This is a genomic window from Rhodococcus cerastii (assembly GCF_033042195.1).
In the GTDB taxonomy this organism is placed as follows: domain Bacteria; phylum Actinomycetota; class Actinomycetes; order Mycobacteriales; family Mycobacteriaceae; genus Rhodococcoides.
This window is the reverse complement of sequence record NZ_JAWLKF010000001.1, coordinates 153,576-171,239: the sequence shown is the minus strand read 5'-3', so window position 1 is coordinate 171,239 and position 17,664 is coordinate 153,576. Positions and strand designations below refer to the sequence as shown.

Below are 17,664 nucleotides of genomic sequence, written 5' to 3'. Positions count from 1 at the left end.
TTCGAGGGTGGGAGGTCAGGCGATGGGGGTGCCGAGCAGCGGCCACACGAACACGGCGAAGAACAGCACGGTCCCTGCGGTCAGCGGCGCGAGAAACGCGGACAGGCGTAGCAGGTCCCGCGGTGAATACGTCTCCACACCTTCGGCTTTGGCAAAGATTGCCACCGGCTTCGCCGAGGACGGCATGGTGTGGCAGAAGCCCGCTGCAGCCGTCGACGCGAAGGCCGCGGCCATGGGGTCGACTCCGAGCGCGGAAGCCGTGGTGACGACGAGCGGAACGAGGACGGACGAACGTGCCGAGCGAGATTGGATGAGAAGGTGCGAGGCCACGGACAGCACGATCACCACCGCGATGAACACCCAGGGCGGTGCCGAGCCGATCGGAACCACCGTGAACAGCCCGTCCGAGAGCCACCCTGCCGCACCGGACGTCGTCAACGCGGTCCCGAGGGCCAGCGTTGCCGCCATGAACAACAGCAGCGACCACGGCACGGTAGCGAGCGCCTTTCCGAAGTCGGTGGTACCCACCCGCGGTGAGGTGGAGATCAAGGCACCCAGCAGGGCGATGATGGCGGGGTGCACGCCGTGCAACGGTTCGGAGCACCACAGCACGATGACGACGGCCAGCAGCGTCGCGGCCCGGTTCTCCGCGATGGTCAGCGGTCCCGTCACCGGTGTCGGGAGACGTGACGCCATGTCGGAAACGTTCACCGTCAACGGTATTCGGCGATCCTCCCGATCGGTGAACAGCACCAGTACCAGTTCGGCGGCGCAGTGGCTGCTGACCACGGCCAGCGGCACACCGAGCAACAGCCACGCGGTGAAGCTGATCCCGGTACCCGTCGCACTCTCGAGCACCTGGCTGGTGATCAGATGCGCCCCCGCCCCGATGAGCGTCGCCACCGCGGACAGCAGGATGACGGTAGGAAACAGGATTGCCAACGCCCGCACCACCCGCTTGCGCTCGGCGAGCGCCTGCGCCAACGCCAAGAACACCGGCAGCGCAAGGGCGGCGCGACCCGAGGTGGCGGGAATCGCGAAAGCGGTCACGATCAACGCGGCCGTCACCAGATGGGCGAGCTGACGTACGCTACGCGCGCCACTGACGATGAACACTGCTGCGCGCGTTGCCAAACCGGACTCGCGGACTCCCGCGGCGATGATGAATGCCGCGATGAGAAGCCAGATGGTCTCCTCGCCGAGAGTGTCGAACAGTGCGTCGGTGCTCACCACACCGGTCAGTACCAGAGCAAGTGCGGCACCGAGAGCTACGTAGGTGTCGTCGATCTTCGTGAACACCCAGAGCGCGACAGCTGCGGTGAAGACCACGAGCGTGGTCCGCCCGGCGCTGGGCAGCCCTTGCGCCGCGCCGGCGAGTACGGCCAGGAGTACCAGCAGCGCAACCGAACTCATGACACCCTGGACCAGTCGGCGGGTCAACAGATCGCGAAAGCGCCACGCGCGCATCGGTTCCGGGACAGGAGGTGGCTGCGTTCTGTAGCTGACCGTGTTCATGGTGACCAGTCTCGGTCCGTCCGATGAAACGTCGATGAACGTTCCATGAGCGTTCTTTCATGTGCCGTTCCACTGCCGTGGGTGACGTGGAAACATTTCTGGCAGAACGAAATCGTCGGTCGCTCACCGTGCCGGCAGGTCGAGCCCGAATGTCGCACCGGCACCGGGCCGACTGTCGAGTGTCGCGGCACCGTGATGCCCGTCGGCGATCGCTCGCACGATACTCAGGCCCAGACCCGCTCCGCCGTTGTCCGAGCGAGGCGAAGCACTGGTGCCGCGCGCGAATCGTTCGAAGATGGTCGGCGCGTCCTCGCTGGACACACCGGGACCGGTGTCGCTCACCCACAACAGAACTCGGTCCAGGGCGAGCTCGGAGCCCACGACGATTCGGTCACCGGGGCCGGTGTGCGACACCGCATTCTGCGCCAGCTGAAGCACTGCCTGCGTGACTCGTTGTGGATCGACCCGCACCGAGCCCGTGCCGACGTGCCCCAGTATCCAGTCGCGGTCGGCGAGCGCGCGTACCTTCGCGTCGATGTCGCGCGTGAGGGTCTCGAGATCCACCGGTTGCTTGTGCACGAAATCCGGCCGCTCGGCTTTGGCGAGGAGCAAGAGGTCTTCCACGATCCGGTTCATTCGGTCCAACTCGTCGGTGACGAGGCGGACCGTCTCTTCGCGCTCGCGTGGATCATCACCCATCAGTTCGAGATGCCCCAGCACGATCGTGATCGGCGTACGAAGCTCATGGCTCGCGTCGTCGACGAATTGTCGCTGCGCGGCGAACGCGGACTCCAATCGATCGAGCATGTCGTTGAAGGTGTCGGCGAGTTCGGCGACGTCGTCTCGGCCGTCCACCTCGATCCGCCTGGACAGGTCGTCGGTGGTGATCTGGGCTGCGGTCCGCCGAACCAGACGCACGGGCGCAAGGATCTGCCCGGCCACGACCCAGGCGATGCCGCCGGTGAACAGCAGTGCCATCAGTGATACTCCGATCACCACACGAACGGTGTCGGACACGTCCGCGCGTTCGCGGTCGACGAGGATTCCGATCGCGAAAGTTCCGGCCTGGCCTCCGCCGGAAGGTTCGGCGACCTGTTTCGCCCAGACGACCTCGCCTTCCGAAGTCTGCGTCGATCCCACACTGTCGGGTGAGTCCACGATCGCCGATACGACGGCCGCGTCGGCGACCAGATCTCCCGGGCCGCTGCGCTCCTGACGCAGCAGTCGGTCGGTGTAGCCGAACAGGATCTCGTCGTCGTCCGGGTATTGGCGCTGCAGGTGCAACTGGAGCAGATCGGCGACATTGCCGAACGGCAACCCGTCGTCCGGATCCCGGCCGGTCGCAGCGAACTCGCTGAACTCGCCGATCTCTTGCTCGAGCGCCACCGCGGTGTCTCTCTCGACATCGGCGAGGAGGATCGTTCGGACGGCAACCCCCACGGCCAGCATGGCCAGTGCCATGACGAACAACAGCCAGCCGAGGATGCGCACCCGCGCCGGAACACGGGTTCCCACCCGGGGACGACGAGGCGCAGGCTCGGGCACAGGTCCCCTCCGAGCGAGCACCTCGGTGCGGGCATCACTGCCGTCGATCAGTTTCTCGGTCGAGTTCACCCGTCGTCGTCTTCCACATCGTCGTCGCCATCCGCATCGTCCTGGCCACCGACGTCGTCATCATCGTCATCACCGTCCGGAATGACTTCGACAGGCGGAGGGGCAGGGACGACGATGGACTGCGGTGCTGCCGGCGGCTCCGCTGCATCCGGAGCCGTACCGCCCACCGGGCCCGTGGCCGCGGGAGGAATTTCAGCCACCGAGGGGGCCGCGGTCGAGGGTGCAGCGGTCGGGGGTACAGCGGTCGGGGGTACAGCGGTCGAGGAGGCCGGTGTGTCCGATGGGGGCGGTGCCTCGCCGGAGGTCTGGGATGCGCTCGGTGCCGCGACTCCGACGGTGACTCGCGGCTCGAAGCTCGGTGGCTGCGGGGTGTCGGCGAGTACGGTGCTCGCCAGTGCTACGCCCACCGGGACGATGACCACGGCCGCCAGGACGGCGATCTTGGGTGCGAACTTCACATCACCACACTGTCTCGAACGAGTGAGACGCCGATGAAGGCAACATGAGTGAGTTCTCATGTCCGGCTATGGACCGAATTTTCGTCCGCGAACCCGGTGCCTATCCGGCGGACGCGTGGGTCAGCGCGCCGGCGCAGATCGTCGCTCGGATCTCGGTGTCGGCCAGATCGTGTGCCGATCGGTGCACGGGATGCTCGACGAGAACGACGATGTCCGCCGTATCCCCCACGCGGAGTATCCCGCGGCCACCGCACGCCGCCCGCAGTGCCACCTCGAGAGGTACGGCTTCTTCGGGGTGCCACGGGGGTCGGTCGTCGTCGGTACGGAACACCGCCGCGGCGACTCCGGCCAACGGCTCGGGCGGACTGACCGGGGCGTCGGAACCGAACAGCAGCGTCGCCCCGCTGCGGTGCAAGGTTCCGTATCCGTACGCCACCGAGCGCCGTCCGGCCCACAGATCCTCGGCGATCTCGCGATCGGCCATCGCGTGCTGCGGCTGCACCGATGCCGCGACGCCGAGCGCTGCGAAACGCGTGATGTCCTCCGGCAGGATCTGTTGCGCATGTTCGATTCGACCACCGCAACCGGCGCGCTCGAACGCATCGAGAGCAACACCGTTCGCGCGGTCACCGATCGCGTGGATCGCCGGAACGATGCCGCCACGTGAGGCCCGCGACACGAGCTCGAACAGACCCTCCCGGGTCTCGAGCATCAGACCGTACGCGTCGTCACCCTCGATCCCCGGGTATCGGTCGTGGCAGCACGCGGTTCGGGTGTTGAGCGAGCCGTCGAGCATCACCTTGAGTGGTCCCCGCCGGATCAGTTCCGACAGAGCCGAGACGTCTCCGGTCCGCTCGCCGCGCTCGAGTGCTTCGTCGAGCCATTGCGGCCACACGGTCGTGTCGACGCGTACCGCGGGAGAGCCGGCCGTCAGGCGTCGATCCCAGACCGTCTTGTTGTCGGCGAACTCGAAATCCACGACGCCGGTGACTCCGCGGACCGCCAGTGCCGCGGTGGCGTCGAGCACGGCTCGATCGAGTTCGGCCGGGTCCTCCTGCTCTTCGAGAGCCATGACCGCTTCGAGGCCGTCGACGTCACGCAACACACCGGTGGGGTGGTCGATACCCAGGTCGTCGAGCAACGCCGGGCTCAGCCACAGCGTGTGCAGGTCCATGCTCGTCATCGCCACGCGGGCACCGGGCAGCGCATTCTCTAGCAGGTCCTTGTGTGGCTCCTCCGGCCACTGTGCATCGCGGAAACCGTTGGCGCGCACCACGGATTCACCTGCCGTACGCGCGTAGGGGTACACCAGCGCGACGGCGTCGGCCGCCGACATCGCCGGCCCGACGTCGATTCGCTTACGGGCCGCCGCCCACTGCGTCAGATGCACGTGAGAGTCCACGAATCCGGGTAGCGCCACCCCGCCCCCGCCGTCGAGCACCTCGTCACCCGCTGCGCGTCGAGTACCTGCGGGGGTGATCGCCGCGATGACCGACCCTGCCAGTTCGATGTCGAAGAGCACGCCGGAACCATCCAGTGCGACATTGGCGATAATCACTCCTGGGACTCTAGAGCGTCGACTTCACGGGCGCGCATGCCATCCTCTAGCAATGAAGACAGAGCCTGTTGCGATGCAGACACAGCAGACCGGTCCCGTCGGATATCACGCGAGCGTGACGGTGCGCTGGTCCGACATGGACGCCTTTGCGCACATCAACCATGCACGGATGGTCACCCTGCTCGAAGAAGCGCGAATCGAATGGCTGCTCAGCGAGGGCGAGGCCAACGAGTCACTGATCAAGAGTGCGTTGATCGCCAACGTGACCATTGCGTACAAGAAGCCGCTCCGTCATTCGGACAGTCCACTCGACGTCACCCTGTGGTTCGAGAAGGTGCGCGCTGTCGACTTCACCATCGGGTACGAGGTGCGCGCCGCGGGCGCGGCACCGGATTCGCCGCCCGCGGTGGTGGCGACCACGCGAATGGCGATGGTCGACGTCGGTGCCGAGACTCTGCGCCGCATCGCGCCGGAGGAGAAGGCCTACCTCGCGCGCTGGACTCGCTGAAACTCGGCCGCCCGGTCGACGAACCACGCCAACGCCGCCGGGTCGTCGACGGCACTCGCATCGACGGTGCCTGCCGCAGCGGCACCTTGGAAAAGTCGTTTGAGCGGTACTTCGAGTTTCTTCCCGGTTCGAGTGTGGGGCACCGCGGGCGTGGCGATGACGTCGTCGGGAACGTGTCGCGGCGACACCTGGGTTCCGATGACGGATCGGATGCGTTCACCCAACTCGTCGGTCGCGCCGCCCGGGACCACCACGAACAGCGGCATCCAGTATCCGCCGTCGGGTAGCTCGATGCCCAGAACGAGCGCCTCGGTGACCTCGTCCAGCGATTCGACGGCCTGATAGATGTCAGCGCTCCCCATACGAATTCCGTTGCGGTTGAGCGTGGAATCCGACCGGCCGTGGACGAGCACACTGCCGCGATCGGTCCTGGTGATCCAGTCGCCGTGCCGCCAGATTCCCGGATAGGTCTCGAAGTACGCCTCTCGGTAACGAGATCCGTCCGCGTCGTTCCAGAAGTACAGCGGCATCGACGGCATCGGCTCGGTGACGACCAGTTCACCGACGGTGCCACGGACTGCGTGGCCGTCCTCGTCGTAGGCGTCCAGCGCGACGCCGAGGAACGGCACCGACAGCTCCCCCGCCCAGACCGGCGCGGTCCGCACTCCCCCGGCGAACGCCGACACCACATCGGTGCCACCGGAGATGGAGAAGACCGGCACATGGGCTCCGATGTTCTCCGACAACCAGATCGACGACGTCGCAGGCATCGCGGACCCGGTGATCCCGACGGCCCGCAGTGCCGAGAGATCGTGATCGGAGCCCGGATGTGCGTCGGCCTTGATGCATGCGAGTACGTACCCGGGGCTGGTGCCGAGATAGGTCACGCCCAGCCGAGCGGCGATGTCCCACAATGCATCAGGCGTCGGAAATGCGGGATTGCCGTCGGCGCACACGATCGTGGAACCGACCAGCAGACCGGCGACCTGAAAGTTCCACATCATCCAGCTGGGGCTGGTGTACCAGAAGAACACGTCCTCGGGCCCCAGATCGGAGTGCAGGGCAACGGATTTGAGATGTTCGAGCACCACGCCGCCGTGGCCGTGCACGATGCCCTTGGGTAGACCGGTGGTACCGGAGGAGAACACGACCCACAGTGGATGATCGAACGGCACTGCGACCGGTTCCAACTCACGGCTCTGCACTGTTGCGGCAGACCAGCTCACTGCACTTCCCGACGCCTCGCCGACCGTCACCACCAGCCGTAGCGTCGGCAGCCCGGTCGTGAGCGCGTCGACATCGGCGGCCTTGTCTCGGAACTTCCCTCCGTAGACGTACCCGTCGGCCGTGATCAGTGCCGTGGGTTCGAGCTGCCCCAGACGATCGAGCGCTGCCGAGGCCGAGTAGTCCTGCCCGCACGCGGACCACACCGCACCCAGACTCGCGGTCGCCAGAAACGCGATCACCGCCTCGGGGACGTTGGGCAGATACCCGACGACGCGGTCGCCGCGTCGAACTCCCGCACCGGCCAACGTCCCCGCCAGCGCCCCGGCCTGATCGATCATCTCCTCCCACGTCACGGTCCGCGTCGAACCGTCTTCGCGGGCGTGCACGATCGCAGCGCGACCGGGTCGAGCGTGCCGAGTCACGTGGTCTACGTAGTTCAGTTCCGTACCCGGAAACCACTGTGCGCCAGGCATCGTGCGCTCCGCGAGCACCGTTGTCGGCACGCTGGAGGAGCGAACCTCGAAGAAGTCCCACACCGCTCGCCAGAACAGCTCCAGCTCGGTGGTCGACCATCGCCACAGAGCGAGGTAGTCCGGGAGAAGCACATCGTGACGTCGCTCGACGAAGCGCGCGAACTCGGTCACCCGAGCCTCGGCGAGGTCGGAATCCGTCGGCGTCCACAGCGCTCTGGTCATGGAAGCGAGTATGTCAGCCGAAGGGCAGCTGTTCGATCAGGCCGAGCGATCGCTCGCGCATCTCCACCTTGCGCACCTTGCCGGTCACCGTCATCGGGAACTCGTCGACCACGTGCACGTACCGCGGGATCTTGTAGTGCGCCAACCGCCCGTCGCAGAACTCACGCACCGCTGCCGAATCGAGCGGCGCAGCATCGTCTTTCATCCGGATCCACACCATCAGCTCTTCGCCGTACTTCGGGTCGGGCACACCGATCACCTGCGCGTCGAGGACGTCGGGATGGGTGTACAGAAACTCCTCCACTTCGCGGGGATAGATGTTCTCGCCGCCGCGAATCACCATGTCCTTGATCCGTCCGGTGATCGCCACGTAGCCGTCGTGGTCCATCACCCCGATGTCGCCGGTGTGCATCCACCCCTCGTCGTCGATGGCCTCGGCGGTCTTCTCCGGCTGCTCCCAGTAGCCCAACATCACCGAATACCCGCGCGTGCACAGCTCGCCCGCCTCCCCACGCGGCAGTGTGCTGCCCTCGATCGGATCGACGATCTTCACCTCGAGGTGCGGACCGACGCGTCCGACGGTCGACACCCGTTGCTCGATGGAGTCCTCGCTCCGAGTCTGCAGCGACACCGGAGAAGTCTCGGTCATGCCGTAACAGATCGACACCTCGGCCATCCCCATCCGCTCGATCACCTGCTTCATCACCTCGGTGGGGCACGGCGATCCGGCCATGATGCCGGTACGCAGACTGCCGAGGTCGAAATCCTCGAAGTTCTCCAGTGCCAGTTCTGCGATGAACATCGTCGGGACTCCGTAGAGCGACGTGCACTTCTCCGTGGCGACGGCCGTCAACGTCGCGACCGGATCGAACGCGGGTCCGGGAATCACCATCGCTGCGCCGTGCGACGTGCACGCGAGATTGCCCATCACCATGCCGAAGCAGTGGTAGAACGGCACCGGAATGCACACTCGGTCCTCGGCGGTGTAATGGCAGAGCTCGCCGACGAAGAATCCGTTGTTGAGGATGTTTCGATGACTCAGCGTTGCACCCTTGGGAAAACCCGTTGTCCCCGAGGTGTACTGGATGTTGATGGCGTCGTCGCAGCGGAGCCGCTCGGACACATCGGTGATCATGCGCGGAGTCTTCGCCAGCGCTCGATGCCCGCGATCGGTCATCGCTTCCCACTGGATGCTCCCGATGAACAGCACCTCACGCAGGGATTCCACCTCGGGACGCACGTCGTCGATCATCGCCGCGTAGTTCGAACCCTTGAACTCCGTGGCCGACAACAACACCGACACCCCGGCCTGCTTCAACACGAACTGCAACTCGTGCGAGCGATACGCGGGATTGATGTTGACCAACACCGCGCCGATCTTGGCCGTCGCATACTGCGCCAGAACCCATTCCGGGCAGTTCGGTGCCCAGATTCCGACGCGGTCCCCCACCTCGACTCCGGCCACGAGCAACCCGGCCGCCAACAGATCGACGTCGGCGACGAACTCCGAGTAGGTCCACCGCCGCCCGGACGCAACATCGATCAACGCATCACGCTCCGAGTACCGCGCCGCAGTTCGATCCAGATTTGCGCCGATCGTGTCGTCCAGCACCGCTGTGTCGGACGCACCGGAAGAATAACTGTCCATGAACCCCACGGTAGTGACCGCCGTCACCCTCGGCCACCCCCCGGATAGGGGTGATGTCACTCCAGGGTGAGGGCCTCGGTCGCCTCGAGCACATCGGCTCGCGAGGTGTCCTTCAACGCCACACCCGACCGCCCGAGCTTCCTGGCACCGGCCAACAGACCGGCCACGATTCGTGCCGACTGCGCATACCCCTGCCCTTCCGGCGGGTGGATGTTGGAGATGCAATTGCGATCGGCGTCGGTGCACCCGGGTTTCGGCAGATGCGTCAGATAGATACCGAGACTGTCGGCGACCGACAAACCCGGACGCTCCCCGATCAGCACCAGCACCGTCCGCACACCCATCGCCGCCGCGATGTGATCACCCAGCGCCACCCGCGCCTCGGTCGCGATCACCGGGGCTGCTATCGAATAGCGATCGGCCAGTTCGGCTTTCAACGCCTCCAGCATCGGCACACCGTGATCGGCGAGTGCGCGCGGGGACAACCCGTCGCTCAACACGATGCCGATCTCGTCCTCCGACAGCGTGATCGCAGACAGATCTTCCGGCTGCCGACCCAGATCGGGCCGTCGTAGATACTCCGCGCGACTCGTCGCCAACGACGTCACCACCGACGGCGCACCGAGACCGACCTGCTCGACCCGGCCCACGAACTCCTCGACCTCGAGCGGCATGTGCACAGCATCGCGCGCCGCAGCATGCGCCGAGCGAAACTCGAGCACCCGCGTGGTCGGCAACGAATCACCGATGCGGCCCAACCCGATTCGAGCCTGCGTCATCGCGCGCAACTCGCCCCAGAACTCTGTTTCCGGTCGTTCCGCTGGCGTGCTCATCGCGCACTCATCAACGCGCGCAGCGGCGATCCCGCGGCATCGACGTCGAGGACTCTGCCGTCGGCGTCCACCATGCCCAGTCGGGAGAGCCACGACTCGAATTCCGGTGCGGGTCGCAGACCGAGAACCTGCCGAACGTAGAGCACGTCGTGAAAGCTCAACGACTGGTAGCCGAGCATGACGTCGTCGGCACCCGGCACCGCGATCACGAACGCGACCCCGGCGGTACCCAGGAGCGTCAGCAGGGTGTCCATGTCGTCCTGGTCGGCCTCGGCATGGTTGGTGTAGCAGACGTCGACACCCATCGGCAGTCCCAGCAGCTTGCCGCAGAAGTGATCTTCGAGGCCCGCCCTGATGATCTGTTTGCCGTCGTAGAGGTACTCGGGCCCGATGAATCCGACGACGGTGTTGATCAGCAGCGGCTCGAGATCGCGGGCCACCGCATACGCACGCGTTTCGAGGGTCTGCTGATCGACGGGGCGGTCGCCGGTACCGATGTGCGCGCCCGCCGACAACGCCGAACCCTGGCCTGTTTCGAGATACATGACGTTGTTCCCGACGGTTCCGCGGTGCAGCGATCGGCCGGCCTCGTTGGCTTGCCGAAGCAGCGGAATGTTCACTCCGAAGCTCGAATTGGCTCCTTCGGTGCCCGCGATGGATTGGAACACCAGATCGACCGGAACGCCCTTGTCGATCAGTTCCATCGTCGTCGTCACGTGCGAGAGCACGCACGATTGTGTGGGAATCTCGAAGCGCTGCCGGATCTCGTCGAGCAGGTGCAGCAGTTCGGCCGTCGCCTGAGGCGAGTCGGTCGCCGGGTTGATCCCGATGACCGCATCACCCGATCCGAGCAGCAACCCGTCGAGCGTGGCCGCGGCGATTCCGCGGGGGTCGTCCGTCGGGTGATTGGGTTGGAGCCGGGTGGTGAGTGTTCCGGGCAGTCCCACCGTCGTACGAAAAGCCGACGTCACCTGCACGGCTCGAGACACCGCGATGAGATCCTGGTTTCGCATGATCTTGCTGACTGCTGCCACCATCTCCGGAGTCAGTCCGGCGGCCACCGACCGCAACGTCGCGGCCGCGTCCGGCCTGGCGGTGACCTGGAGAAGCCAGTCCCGCAGGCCGCCGACGGTCAGGTGCGACACCGCTCCGAAGGCGAGGCGGTCGTGTGAATCGATGATGAGCCGAGTGACCTCGTCACTCTCGTACGGCACGAGCAGATCGTGTAGGAAGACATCCAGTGACACCTCGGACAGCGCCCACTGCGCAGCAGCCCGTTCGGCATCCGATTCGGCTGCGCAACCGGCCAATTCGTCACCCGATCGCAGCGGGGTTGCCTTGGCCATCAGGTCGACGAGACCGTCGAACGTGTAGGTGGTGCCCGAGACCTGCTGGGTGTAGATCGTCATTCCAGTTCGGCCTCGGCCTCGGCCAGTGCGGCGAACTCCTCGTCCGGCGAATTCGCGACGAGATGATGCCTGCTGTAGATGCCGAAGTAGGCCATGAACGCCACGAACACTCCCAGGCACCACAGTGCCGCAGTGGAATCGACGACGAACGTGGCGACGACGGCGAGCGCCGCGATGATCAACGCGAATCCGGTGGTCACGACGCCGCCGGGGGTTCGGTACGGGCGTTCCATGTTCGGCTCGTTGCGACGGAGCACGATGTGGCTGACCATCATCAGAACGTAGCTCAGCGCCGCCCCGAACACGGCCATGTTCAGCAACATTCCGCCCTGGCCGGTCAGCGAGAGCAGGAAGCCGATGACGCCGGGGACGATCAAGGCGAGCGTCGGTGCCTTGCGAGAGTTGGTGATGGACAGAGTCTTCGGTAGGTACCCGGCACGCGAGAGCGCAAAGAGCTGACGCGAGTACGCGTACATGATCGAGAAGAAGGACGCGACCAATCCGGCCAGGCCGATGTAGTTGACAATCTTGCTCGCTGTTCCGTCCCCGAGGGCTTCGACCAACGGGTTGCCCGATTCCTTGACGGCGTCGGCCCCGCCGGCTCCGGTCACCAGGAACAGCACGACGGCACCGGTCACGAGCAGCACACCCATCGCGGCGATGATGCCGCGCGGGACGTTCTTGGTCGGGTCCTTGGCCTCTTCTGCGGCCAGCGGAACACCTTCGATCGCGAGGAAGAACCAGATGGCGAACGGGACGGCAGCCCAGATGCCGAGGTAGCCGAACGGCAGGAATCCCGAGGCTCCGGCCGCGTCGGTGGGCGCGATATCGGTCAGGTTGCTCGCGTCGAATTGTCCGATGGCGGCGATGGCGAACACGATGAGTCCGACCAAGGCGATCGCGGTGATGACGAACATGATCTTGAGGGCTTCGCCTGCGCCGGACAGATGGATTCCGATGAACACCGCATAGACCACCAGGTAGACCCACCACCCGTCGGTGATTCCGAACAGCCCGAGGGACTCGACGTAGGCACCGATGAACGTCGCGATGGCGGCGGGCGCGATGGCGTACTCGATGAGAATCGCTGTGCCGGTGGCGAATCCGCCCCACGGGCCGAGAGCACGGCGCGCGAAGGTGTAGCCACCACCCGCGGCGGGCAGCGCCGAGGACATCTCGGCCATGCCGAGCACCATGGCCAGGTACATGCCCGCGATGATGATCGCCGCGATGAGCAGACCACCGAAACCACCCTCGGCGAGCCCGAGGTTCCACCCGGAATAGTCGCCGGAGATGACGTAGCTGACTCCGAGGCCCGCCAGCAGGACCCAGCCTGCCGTCCCCTTCTTCAGGGTTCGTTTGGCCAGGTAGTCACCGCCCTCGACGTGTGACTGAGTGCTCTCGTGGGAGCCCGATTTCGGAGGAGACGACTGGGGGTCTACTACGGACATGACAAGCCTCTCGTAGCCTTTACTCTCGGGACGACGGTCACGCCCGAGGGGACGATTCACAACAGGTGTGGCGCGCGAATCGGTTCACGATAGGCCCGTGATGTAAGCGCCGCGTCATCGATGAATGACGGGCAAATTACGACTGGTGCCCCACGGCGTTGACGTCACCGATGTCGCCCTCGTCCGGTTCGGCGACTGTCAATACCGCGTCCACCACAGCTCTGTTGGTTTCCAACTCACGCTCCAGTCGCCGGAGCGTGTGTGCGATGCGTGATTCTGCGAAATCACCGACGAGGTCGACACTCGCCACCACATAGATCTGTTTGGGACCGACGAACTCGATGCGAACGAACCTGACCGACGCCACCTCGGGGAGTTGCTCGATCCGCTGCACCACCGCATTCCATAATGCCCTCGAACCCGGTTCACCGGTGAGGAATCGGCGGTTTCGATCGATCAGAACGAACGCGACGATTCCGAGCAGTATCCCCACGAGAATGGACCCGATGGCGTCGAAGGCGGCGTTACCGGTGAGTTGGTGTAATCCGATTCCGGCACCGGCGATCACGATGCCGATCAACGCGGCACTGTCCTCTGCGAACACTGCGCGCAGCGTCGGATCCGAGGTCTCGAGCGCGTAATCGAGAAAGTCTCTGTGGTACTCGGCGGCCTCGCCGCGAATCTGTCGAACCGATTGCAGAAACGAGACTCCCTCGAGCAGAAATGCGATGCCGAGCACCACGTATGCGACAAGGTAGTTCTCGCTGCTCGATTCGCCGGCGAACAGCGAGGTGATGCCGTGCCACACCGACACCGCCGCACCGGCGACGAAGAGTCCGACCGCTGCGAGAGTCGACCAGAAGTAGGTCTCCCGCCCGTACCCGAGAGGCCGTCGATCGTCCGGTCCGCGCGATCCCCGGCGATTGGCGACGAGCAGAAAGATCTCGTTCCCGGTATCGGCCCACGAGTGCGCGGCTTCGGCAACCATCGACGCAGATCCGGTGAACACCGCTGCAAAGGTCTTCGCGATCGCGACGCCGAGGTTGGCGACGAAAGCGATGACCACGGTGCGCAGGCTCTCGTCACCCTCGACGTGGTCGGACTTCGGTGCGCTCTTCATCGTTTGCACTGTATGCGCTGCGCGCAGTGGTGCGGTTGAGTGCCGCCTGGGGCTCTCAGCCGCACCACTGCCGCAGGCATTCAGCCCTGGAGCATCCCGGGAACGGGACATGCGTCGACGGCCTCGGCGACCACCAGGGGATCGTCGGGGATCTCCGGCCGTCGGCCTTCTTCCCAGTCGACGCCCACGAGCGGTGGGTGCTCGGCGAGGATGTCGTTCTCCTCGGCGGTGTACGCACGTCCGCGGCTGAGGAAGCGCACTCCCTCGGGCGATTCGAGCGAGAACCCACCGCCGCGGCCGGGAACCACGTCGAGCACGAGTTGCGTGTGCTTCCACGCCTGGAATTGAGACCCCGAAATCCACACCGGTACACCGTCGCTCCCGCTCGGGAGATCCTGTGGGACCTCGCCGACCCCGAGCCTGAGGTCGATGTACCCCAGAAGAACGTCCCGGTCGCCGACGATGAATTCGCCTGCGGGATAACACATCGGCGACGACCCGTCACAGCATCCCCCGGACTGATGCATCATCAGTTCGCCGTGGATACCGCCGAGGCGACGGAGCAGGTCCATCGCCTCGACGGTGGTCTTCAGCCGCGCAGGCGGCCGAGGGGCATTCATCAGAAGAAGCCCTGTGCCTTCTGCGCGTAGCTGACCAACAGGTTCTTGGTCTGCTGGTAATGATCGAGCATCATCTTGTGGTTCTCGCGGCCGATACCCGACTGCTTGTAACCACCGAAGGCCGCGTGCGCGGGGTACTGGTGATACGTGTTGGTCCACACACGACCGGCCTGGATATCGCGGCCGGCGCGGTAGGCAATGCCGCCGTCCCGCGACCAGACGCCTGCGCCGAGCCCGTACAGGGTGTCGTTGGCGATCTCGATGGCGTTGTCGTAGTCGGTGAACGACGTGACCGAGACGACCGGGCCGAAGATCTCTTCCTGGAAGATGCGCATGTTGTTCTTGCCGGTGAAGATCGTGGGCTGCATGTAGTAGCCGCCGTTGAGGTCGCCGCCCAGCTGTGCACGCTCGCCGCCGGTGACGACCTGTGCGCCCTCGCCCTTGCCGATCTCGATGTACGACAGGATCTTCTGGAGCTGATCGTTCGAGGCCTGTGCGCCGATCATGGTCTCGGTGTCGAGCGGATCTCCCTGTCGCACAGCCTTGGTACGGATGGCTGCGAGGGCGAGGAACTCGTCGAAGATATCGGCCTGGATCAGCGAGCGCGACGGGCAGGTGCACACTTCACCCTGGTTGAGGGCGAACATCGTGAAGCCCTCCAGCGCCTTGTCCTGGTAGTCGTCGTTGGCCTGCAGCACGTCGGAGAAGAAGACGTTGGGGCTCTTGCCACCGAGCTCGAGGGTCACCGGGATCAAGTTCTGCGACGCGTACTGCATGATCAGGCGGCCGGTGGTGGTCTCGCCGGTGAACGCGATCTTGGAGATACGCGGGCTCGATGCCAGCGGCTTGCCTGCCTCGACGCCGAATCCGTTGACGATGTTGAGCACGCCCGCAGGCAGCAGATCGCCGATGATCGAGATCAGGTGAAGGATCGACGCGGGGGTCTGCTCGGCGGGCTTGAGCACCACTGCGTTACCGGCCGCGAGGGCGGGGGCCAGCTTCCACACGGCCATGAGGATCGGGAAGTTCCACGGGATGATCTGCCCGACGACGCCGAGCGGCTCATGGAAGTGGTAAGCGACTGTGTCGCTGTCGATTTCGGAGAGCGATCCCTCCTGCGCGCGGATGCAGCCGGCGAAGTATCGGAAGTGATCGATGGCCAGCGGGATGTCGGCGTTCAGTGTTTCGCGGATCGGCTTGCCGTTGTCCCAGGACTCCGCCAGCGCGATGGACTCGAGGTTGTCGGCGATGCGGTCGGCGATCTTGTTCAGGATCACGGCACGCTCGGCCGCGGAGGTCTTGCCCCATGCGGGGGCCGCGGCATGTGCGGCGTCGAGCGCGAGCTCGATGTCCTCGGACGTGGAACGGGCGACCTCGCAGAAGTTCTCACCGGTGACGGGAGTCGGGTTCTCGAAGTACTGGCCCTTGACCGGCGGTACCCACTCGCCGCCGATCCAGTTGTCGTAGCGCGACTGGAACGACATGACGGAATCGGCGGTACCTGGACGAGCGTAGACGGACATTGAAAATCCTCCTGATCGACACGTGCTTCACAGTTGATGCGGTGTGTGATTCAGGACACTAGGGGTTGCAACGTTGCAACTACGTTGCCGATTCCGAGGACGGCCTGGAGCGACCGGTTCCTCAGATGCCGAGATCGCGGTCGAGAAGGTCGATACGCGCACTGACCTGCCCGTAGAGCGCGGAGTCGCGGCTGAGCGTGGCCCGGTACGCCTCCCATGCGATGACGTCCGTGCGGCCGTGGATGGACGAGGTCCACTGCGCCAGCAGCACCGGATCTCCGAGTCGGAGCAATGCGGCCTGCATCCGAGACCGCAGTTCCTCGCGGATCTCCTCGATTCCCGGCGCGGACGACCCGGGAAGCACCGGGCCCGAGTAGATGCGCAGAGCAGCGTCGACGTCGCCTCGATCCAGGGCTCGTCGGATATCGCCGACGTCGGAGGACAACTCGCCGACCAGCCGGTAGGGCCGCGATGCCAGGCCTGCAGTACCGAAGGCCTTGCGCAGCCTCGACATCTCGGCGCGAATGGTGACCGAGTCGAGTTCCTGCTCGTCGAGCAGCACGGCGAGGTGGTCGGAGCTCAGACCCTCGGGATGCTCACCGAGCAGAAGCAGAATCTCGGCGTGCCGCTGCGAGAGCGGTATCCGGCCGGATCCGCGCACCACTCCCGGCCGTCCCGATCCCAGGACCTCGAGCCGAGGGGCTGTGTCGCCCAATGATTTCGGCGAGTTCATCAGATGCAGGCGCAGCTCGGATTCAGCAGCGGCGACCGTTGCGCGCACCAACGAGAGCACCTCGGGCACCGCTACCCGCGGGCCACCGGTGATGTCGATGGCACCCAGGATGTGACCACTGGTGGGGTGGTGCACCGGTGCCGCCGAGCAGCTCCACTCGTGCACCGACCGCGAGAAGTGCTCGGATGCGAAGATCTGCACGCTGTGATCGACCGCGAGCGCAGTGCCGGGGGCGTTGGTGCCTTTGCTCTCCTCGCTCCAATCGACCCCCTCGGCGAAGTCCATCGCGAGTGCTCGGTCCTTGGCCGCGGAATCACCCTCGACCCACAGCAGGCGTCCCTCGGCATCGGAAATCGCAACGAGCAAACCGGTGTCGGACGCGTCCTCGACCAGAAGCTTTCGAATCACCGGGCGGATGATGGCCATCGGGTGTCCGTTGCGGTAGCGCTCGAGGTCCGCACCGGTCAGCGCAGGAGTGTCGTTGCCACCGTCCGGGTCGACACCCTTGGTTCGGCTGCGCATCCACGAATCGAGAACGACGGACCGGACGGCCGAACCGTGGGTGCGAACGTCGTCGACGAAAGATTGATGGGCACTGGACATCTGGCGCGCGAGCACAGCGACGTCCTCGCCGGGGCGCACTGCGACCCAGGGGTTGCCACCACTGTCCGATCGGCTTGCCATTCGACGCTTCCTCCGTGACCTGTCCACATCGTTGTAACCCAGCTCACACGCAAGGATACAGCCGTGGC

At 65.4% G+C, this 17,664-nt stretch carries 14 protein-coding genes; 1 reads left to right on the top strand and 13 read right to left on the bottom strand.

Annotated elements, in window-relative coordinates; translation table 11 throughout:
* Positions 1–15: 15 nt before the first annotated feature.
* The 4 genes from R3P93_RS00800 to R3P93_RS00785 form a co-directional block, all read right to left on the bottom strand.
* Positions 16–1,515 (bottom strand): SLC13 family permease, encoded by a 1,500-nt coding sequence (locus tag R3P93_RS00800; protein ID WP_317532207.1) that lies wholly within the window; start codon positions 1,513–1,515, stop codon positions 16–18.
* 123 nt (positions 1,516–1,638) lie between these two features.
* On the bottom strand, positions 1,639–3,129 hold the full coding sequence (locus R3P93_RS00795) for a sensor histidine kinase (RefSeq protein WP_317532206.1): 1,491 nt from the start codon (positions 3,127–3,129) through the stop codon (positions 1,639–1,641).
* Positions 3,126–3,587 (bottom strand): hypothetical protein, encoded by a 462-nt coding sequence (locus tag R3P93_RS00790; RefSeq protein WP_317532205.1) that lies wholly within the window; start codon positions 3,585–3,587, stop codon positions 3,126–3,128. Before R3P93_RS00790 ends, R3P93_RS00795 begins: the two co-directional genes overlap by 4 nt.
* A gap of 100 nt (positions 3,588–3,687) precedes the next feature.
* The gene (locus R3P93_RS00785; protein WP_317532204.1) at positions 3,688–5,145 is read right to left on the bottom strand and encodes an amidohydrolase; all 1,458 of its coding nucleotides are present in this window, start codon (positions 5,143–5,145) and stop codon (positions 3,688–3,690) included.
* 52 nt (positions 5,146–5,197) lie between these two features.
* On the opposite strand from R3P93_RS00785, the gene R3P93_RS00780 reads away from it, so the two are divergent.
* Positions 5,198–5,653 (top strand): acyl-CoA thioesterase, encoded by a 456-nt coding sequence (locus tag R3P93_RS00780; protein ID WP_317532203.1) that lies wholly within the window; start codon positions 5,198–5,200, stop codon positions 5,651–5,653.
* Here the strand turns inward: R3P93_RS00780 and R3P93_RS00775 are convergent.
* The 9 genes from R3P93_RS00775 to R3P93_RS00735 all read right to left on the bottom strand — a co-directional run bounded on the left by R3P93_RS00775 (position 5,629) and on the right by R3P93_RS00735 (position 17,596).
* Positions 5,629–7,575 (bottom strand): acetoacetate--CoA ligase, encoded by a 1,947-nt coding sequence (locus R3P93_RS00775; protein WP_317532202.1) that lies wholly within the window; start codon positions 7,573–7,575, stop codon positions 5,629–5,631. The two genes, R3P93_RS00780 and R3P93_RS00775, sit on opposite strands and share 25 nt — an antisense overlap.
* A gap of 13 nt (positions 7,576–7,588) precedes the next feature.
* The gene (locus tag R3P93_RS00770; RefSeq protein ID WP_317532201.1) at positions 7,589–9,223 is read right to left on the bottom strand and encodes an AMP-binding protein; all 1,635 of its coding nucleotides are present in this window, start codon (positions 9,221–9,223) and stop codon (positions 7,589–7,591) included.
* Between the two features lie 56 nt (positions 9,224–9,279).
* Entirely contained in the window at positions 9,280–10,056 is a 777-nt protein-coding gene (gene eutC / locus R3P93_RS00765; protein ID WP_317532200.1) for an ethanolamine ammonia-lyase subunit EutC, read from the bottom strand.
* A complete protein-coding gene (locus R3P93_RS00760; RefSeq protein ID WP_317532199.1) occupies positions 10,053–11,465 on the bottom strand; it encodes an ethanolamine ammonia-lyase subunit EutB in 1,413 nt (470 codons plus the stop codon). The genes eutC and R3P93_RS00760 overlap by 4 nt, the downstream gene beginning before the upstream one ends.
* Positions 11,462–12,916: an ethanolamine permease gene (eat, locus tag R3P93_RS00755; protein WP_317532198.1), complete on the bottom strand. Its 1,455-nt coding sequence runs from the start codon at positions 12,914–12,916 to the stop codon at positions 11,462–11,464. Before eat ends, R3P93_RS00760 begins: the two co-directional genes overlap by 4 nt.
* Before the next feature lie 136 nt (positions 12,917–13,052).
* Positions 13,053–14,036, bottom strand: a complete 984-nt coding sequence (locus tag R3P93_RS00750) for a cation diffusion facilitator family transporter (RefSeq protein ID WP_317532197.1) — start codon at positions 14,034–14,036, stop codon at positions 13,053–13,055.
* An 80-nt stretch (positions 14,037–14,116) separates the two neighbouring features.
* Positions 14,117–14,656, bottom strand: coding sequence for a DUF779 domain-containing protein (locus tag R3P93_RS00745; RefSeq protein ID WP_300514581.1), 540 nt, complete (start codon positions 14,654–14,656; stop codon positions 14,117–14,119).
* On the bottom strand, positions 14,656–16,179 hold the full coding sequence (exaC, locus tag R3P93_RS00740) for an acetaldehyde dehydrogenase ExaC (protein WP_068051492.1): 1,524 nt from the start codon (positions 16,177–16,179) through the stop codon (positions 14,656–14,658). Before exaC ends, R3P93_RS00745 begins: the two co-directional genes overlap by 1 nt.
* Positions 16,180–16,300: 121 nt before the next feature.
* Positions 16,301–17,596: a sigma-54-dependent transcriptional regulator family protein gene (locus R3P93_RS00735; RefSeq protein WP_068051494.1), complete on the bottom strand. Its 1,296-nt coding sequence runs from the start codon at positions 17,594–17,596 to the stop codon at positions 16,301–16,303.
* Positions 17,597–17,664 lie beyond the last annotated feature (68 nt).

Bases quoted from the DNA above. Each gene is read 5' to 3' on its own strand.
- R3P93_RS00800 (WP_317532207.1), bottom strand. From the start codon at position 1,515: ATGAACACGGTCAGCTACAGAACGCAGCCACCTCCTGTCCCGGAACCG.
- R3P93_RS00780 (WP_317532203.1), top strand. From the start codon at position 5,198: ATGAAGACAGAGCCTGTTGCGATGCAGACACAGCAGACCGGTCCCGTC.
- R3P93_RS00775 (WP_317532202.1), bottom strand. From the start codon at position 7,575: ATGACCAGAGCGCTGTGGACGCCGACGGATTCCGACCTCGCCGAGGCT.
- R3P93_RS00770 (WP_317532201.1), bottom strand. From the start codon at position 9,223: ATGGACAGTTATTCTTCCGGTGCGTCCGACACAGCGGTGCTGGACGAC.
- eutC (WP_317532200.1), bottom strand. From the start codon at position 10,056: ATGAGCACGCCAGCGGAACGACCGGAAACAGAGTTCTGGGGCGAGTTG.
- R3P93_RS00760 (WP_317532199.1), bottom strand. From the start codon at position 11,465: ATGACGATCTACACCCAGCAGGTCTCGGGCACCACCTACACGTTCGAC.
- eat (WP_317532198.1), bottom strand. From the start codon at position 12,916: ATGTCCGTAGTAGACCCCCAGTCGTCTCCTCCGAAATCGGGCTCCCAC.
- R3P93_RS00750 (WP_317532197.1), bottom strand. From the start codon at position 14,036: ATGAAGAGCGCACCGAAGTCCGACCACGTCGAGGGTGACGAGAGCCTG.
- R3P93_RS00745 (WP_300514581.1), bottom strand. From the start codon at position 14,656: ATGAATGCCCCTCGGCCGCCTGCGCGGCTGAAGACCACCGTCGAGGCG.
- exaC (WP_068051492.1), bottom strand. From the start codon at position 16,179: ATGTCCGTCTACGCTCGTCCAGGTACCGCCGATTCCGTCATGTCGTTC.
- R3P93_RS00735 (WP_068051494.1), bottom strand. From the start codon at position 17,596: ATGGCAAGCCGATCGGACAGTGGTGGCAACCCCTGGGTCGCAGTGCGC.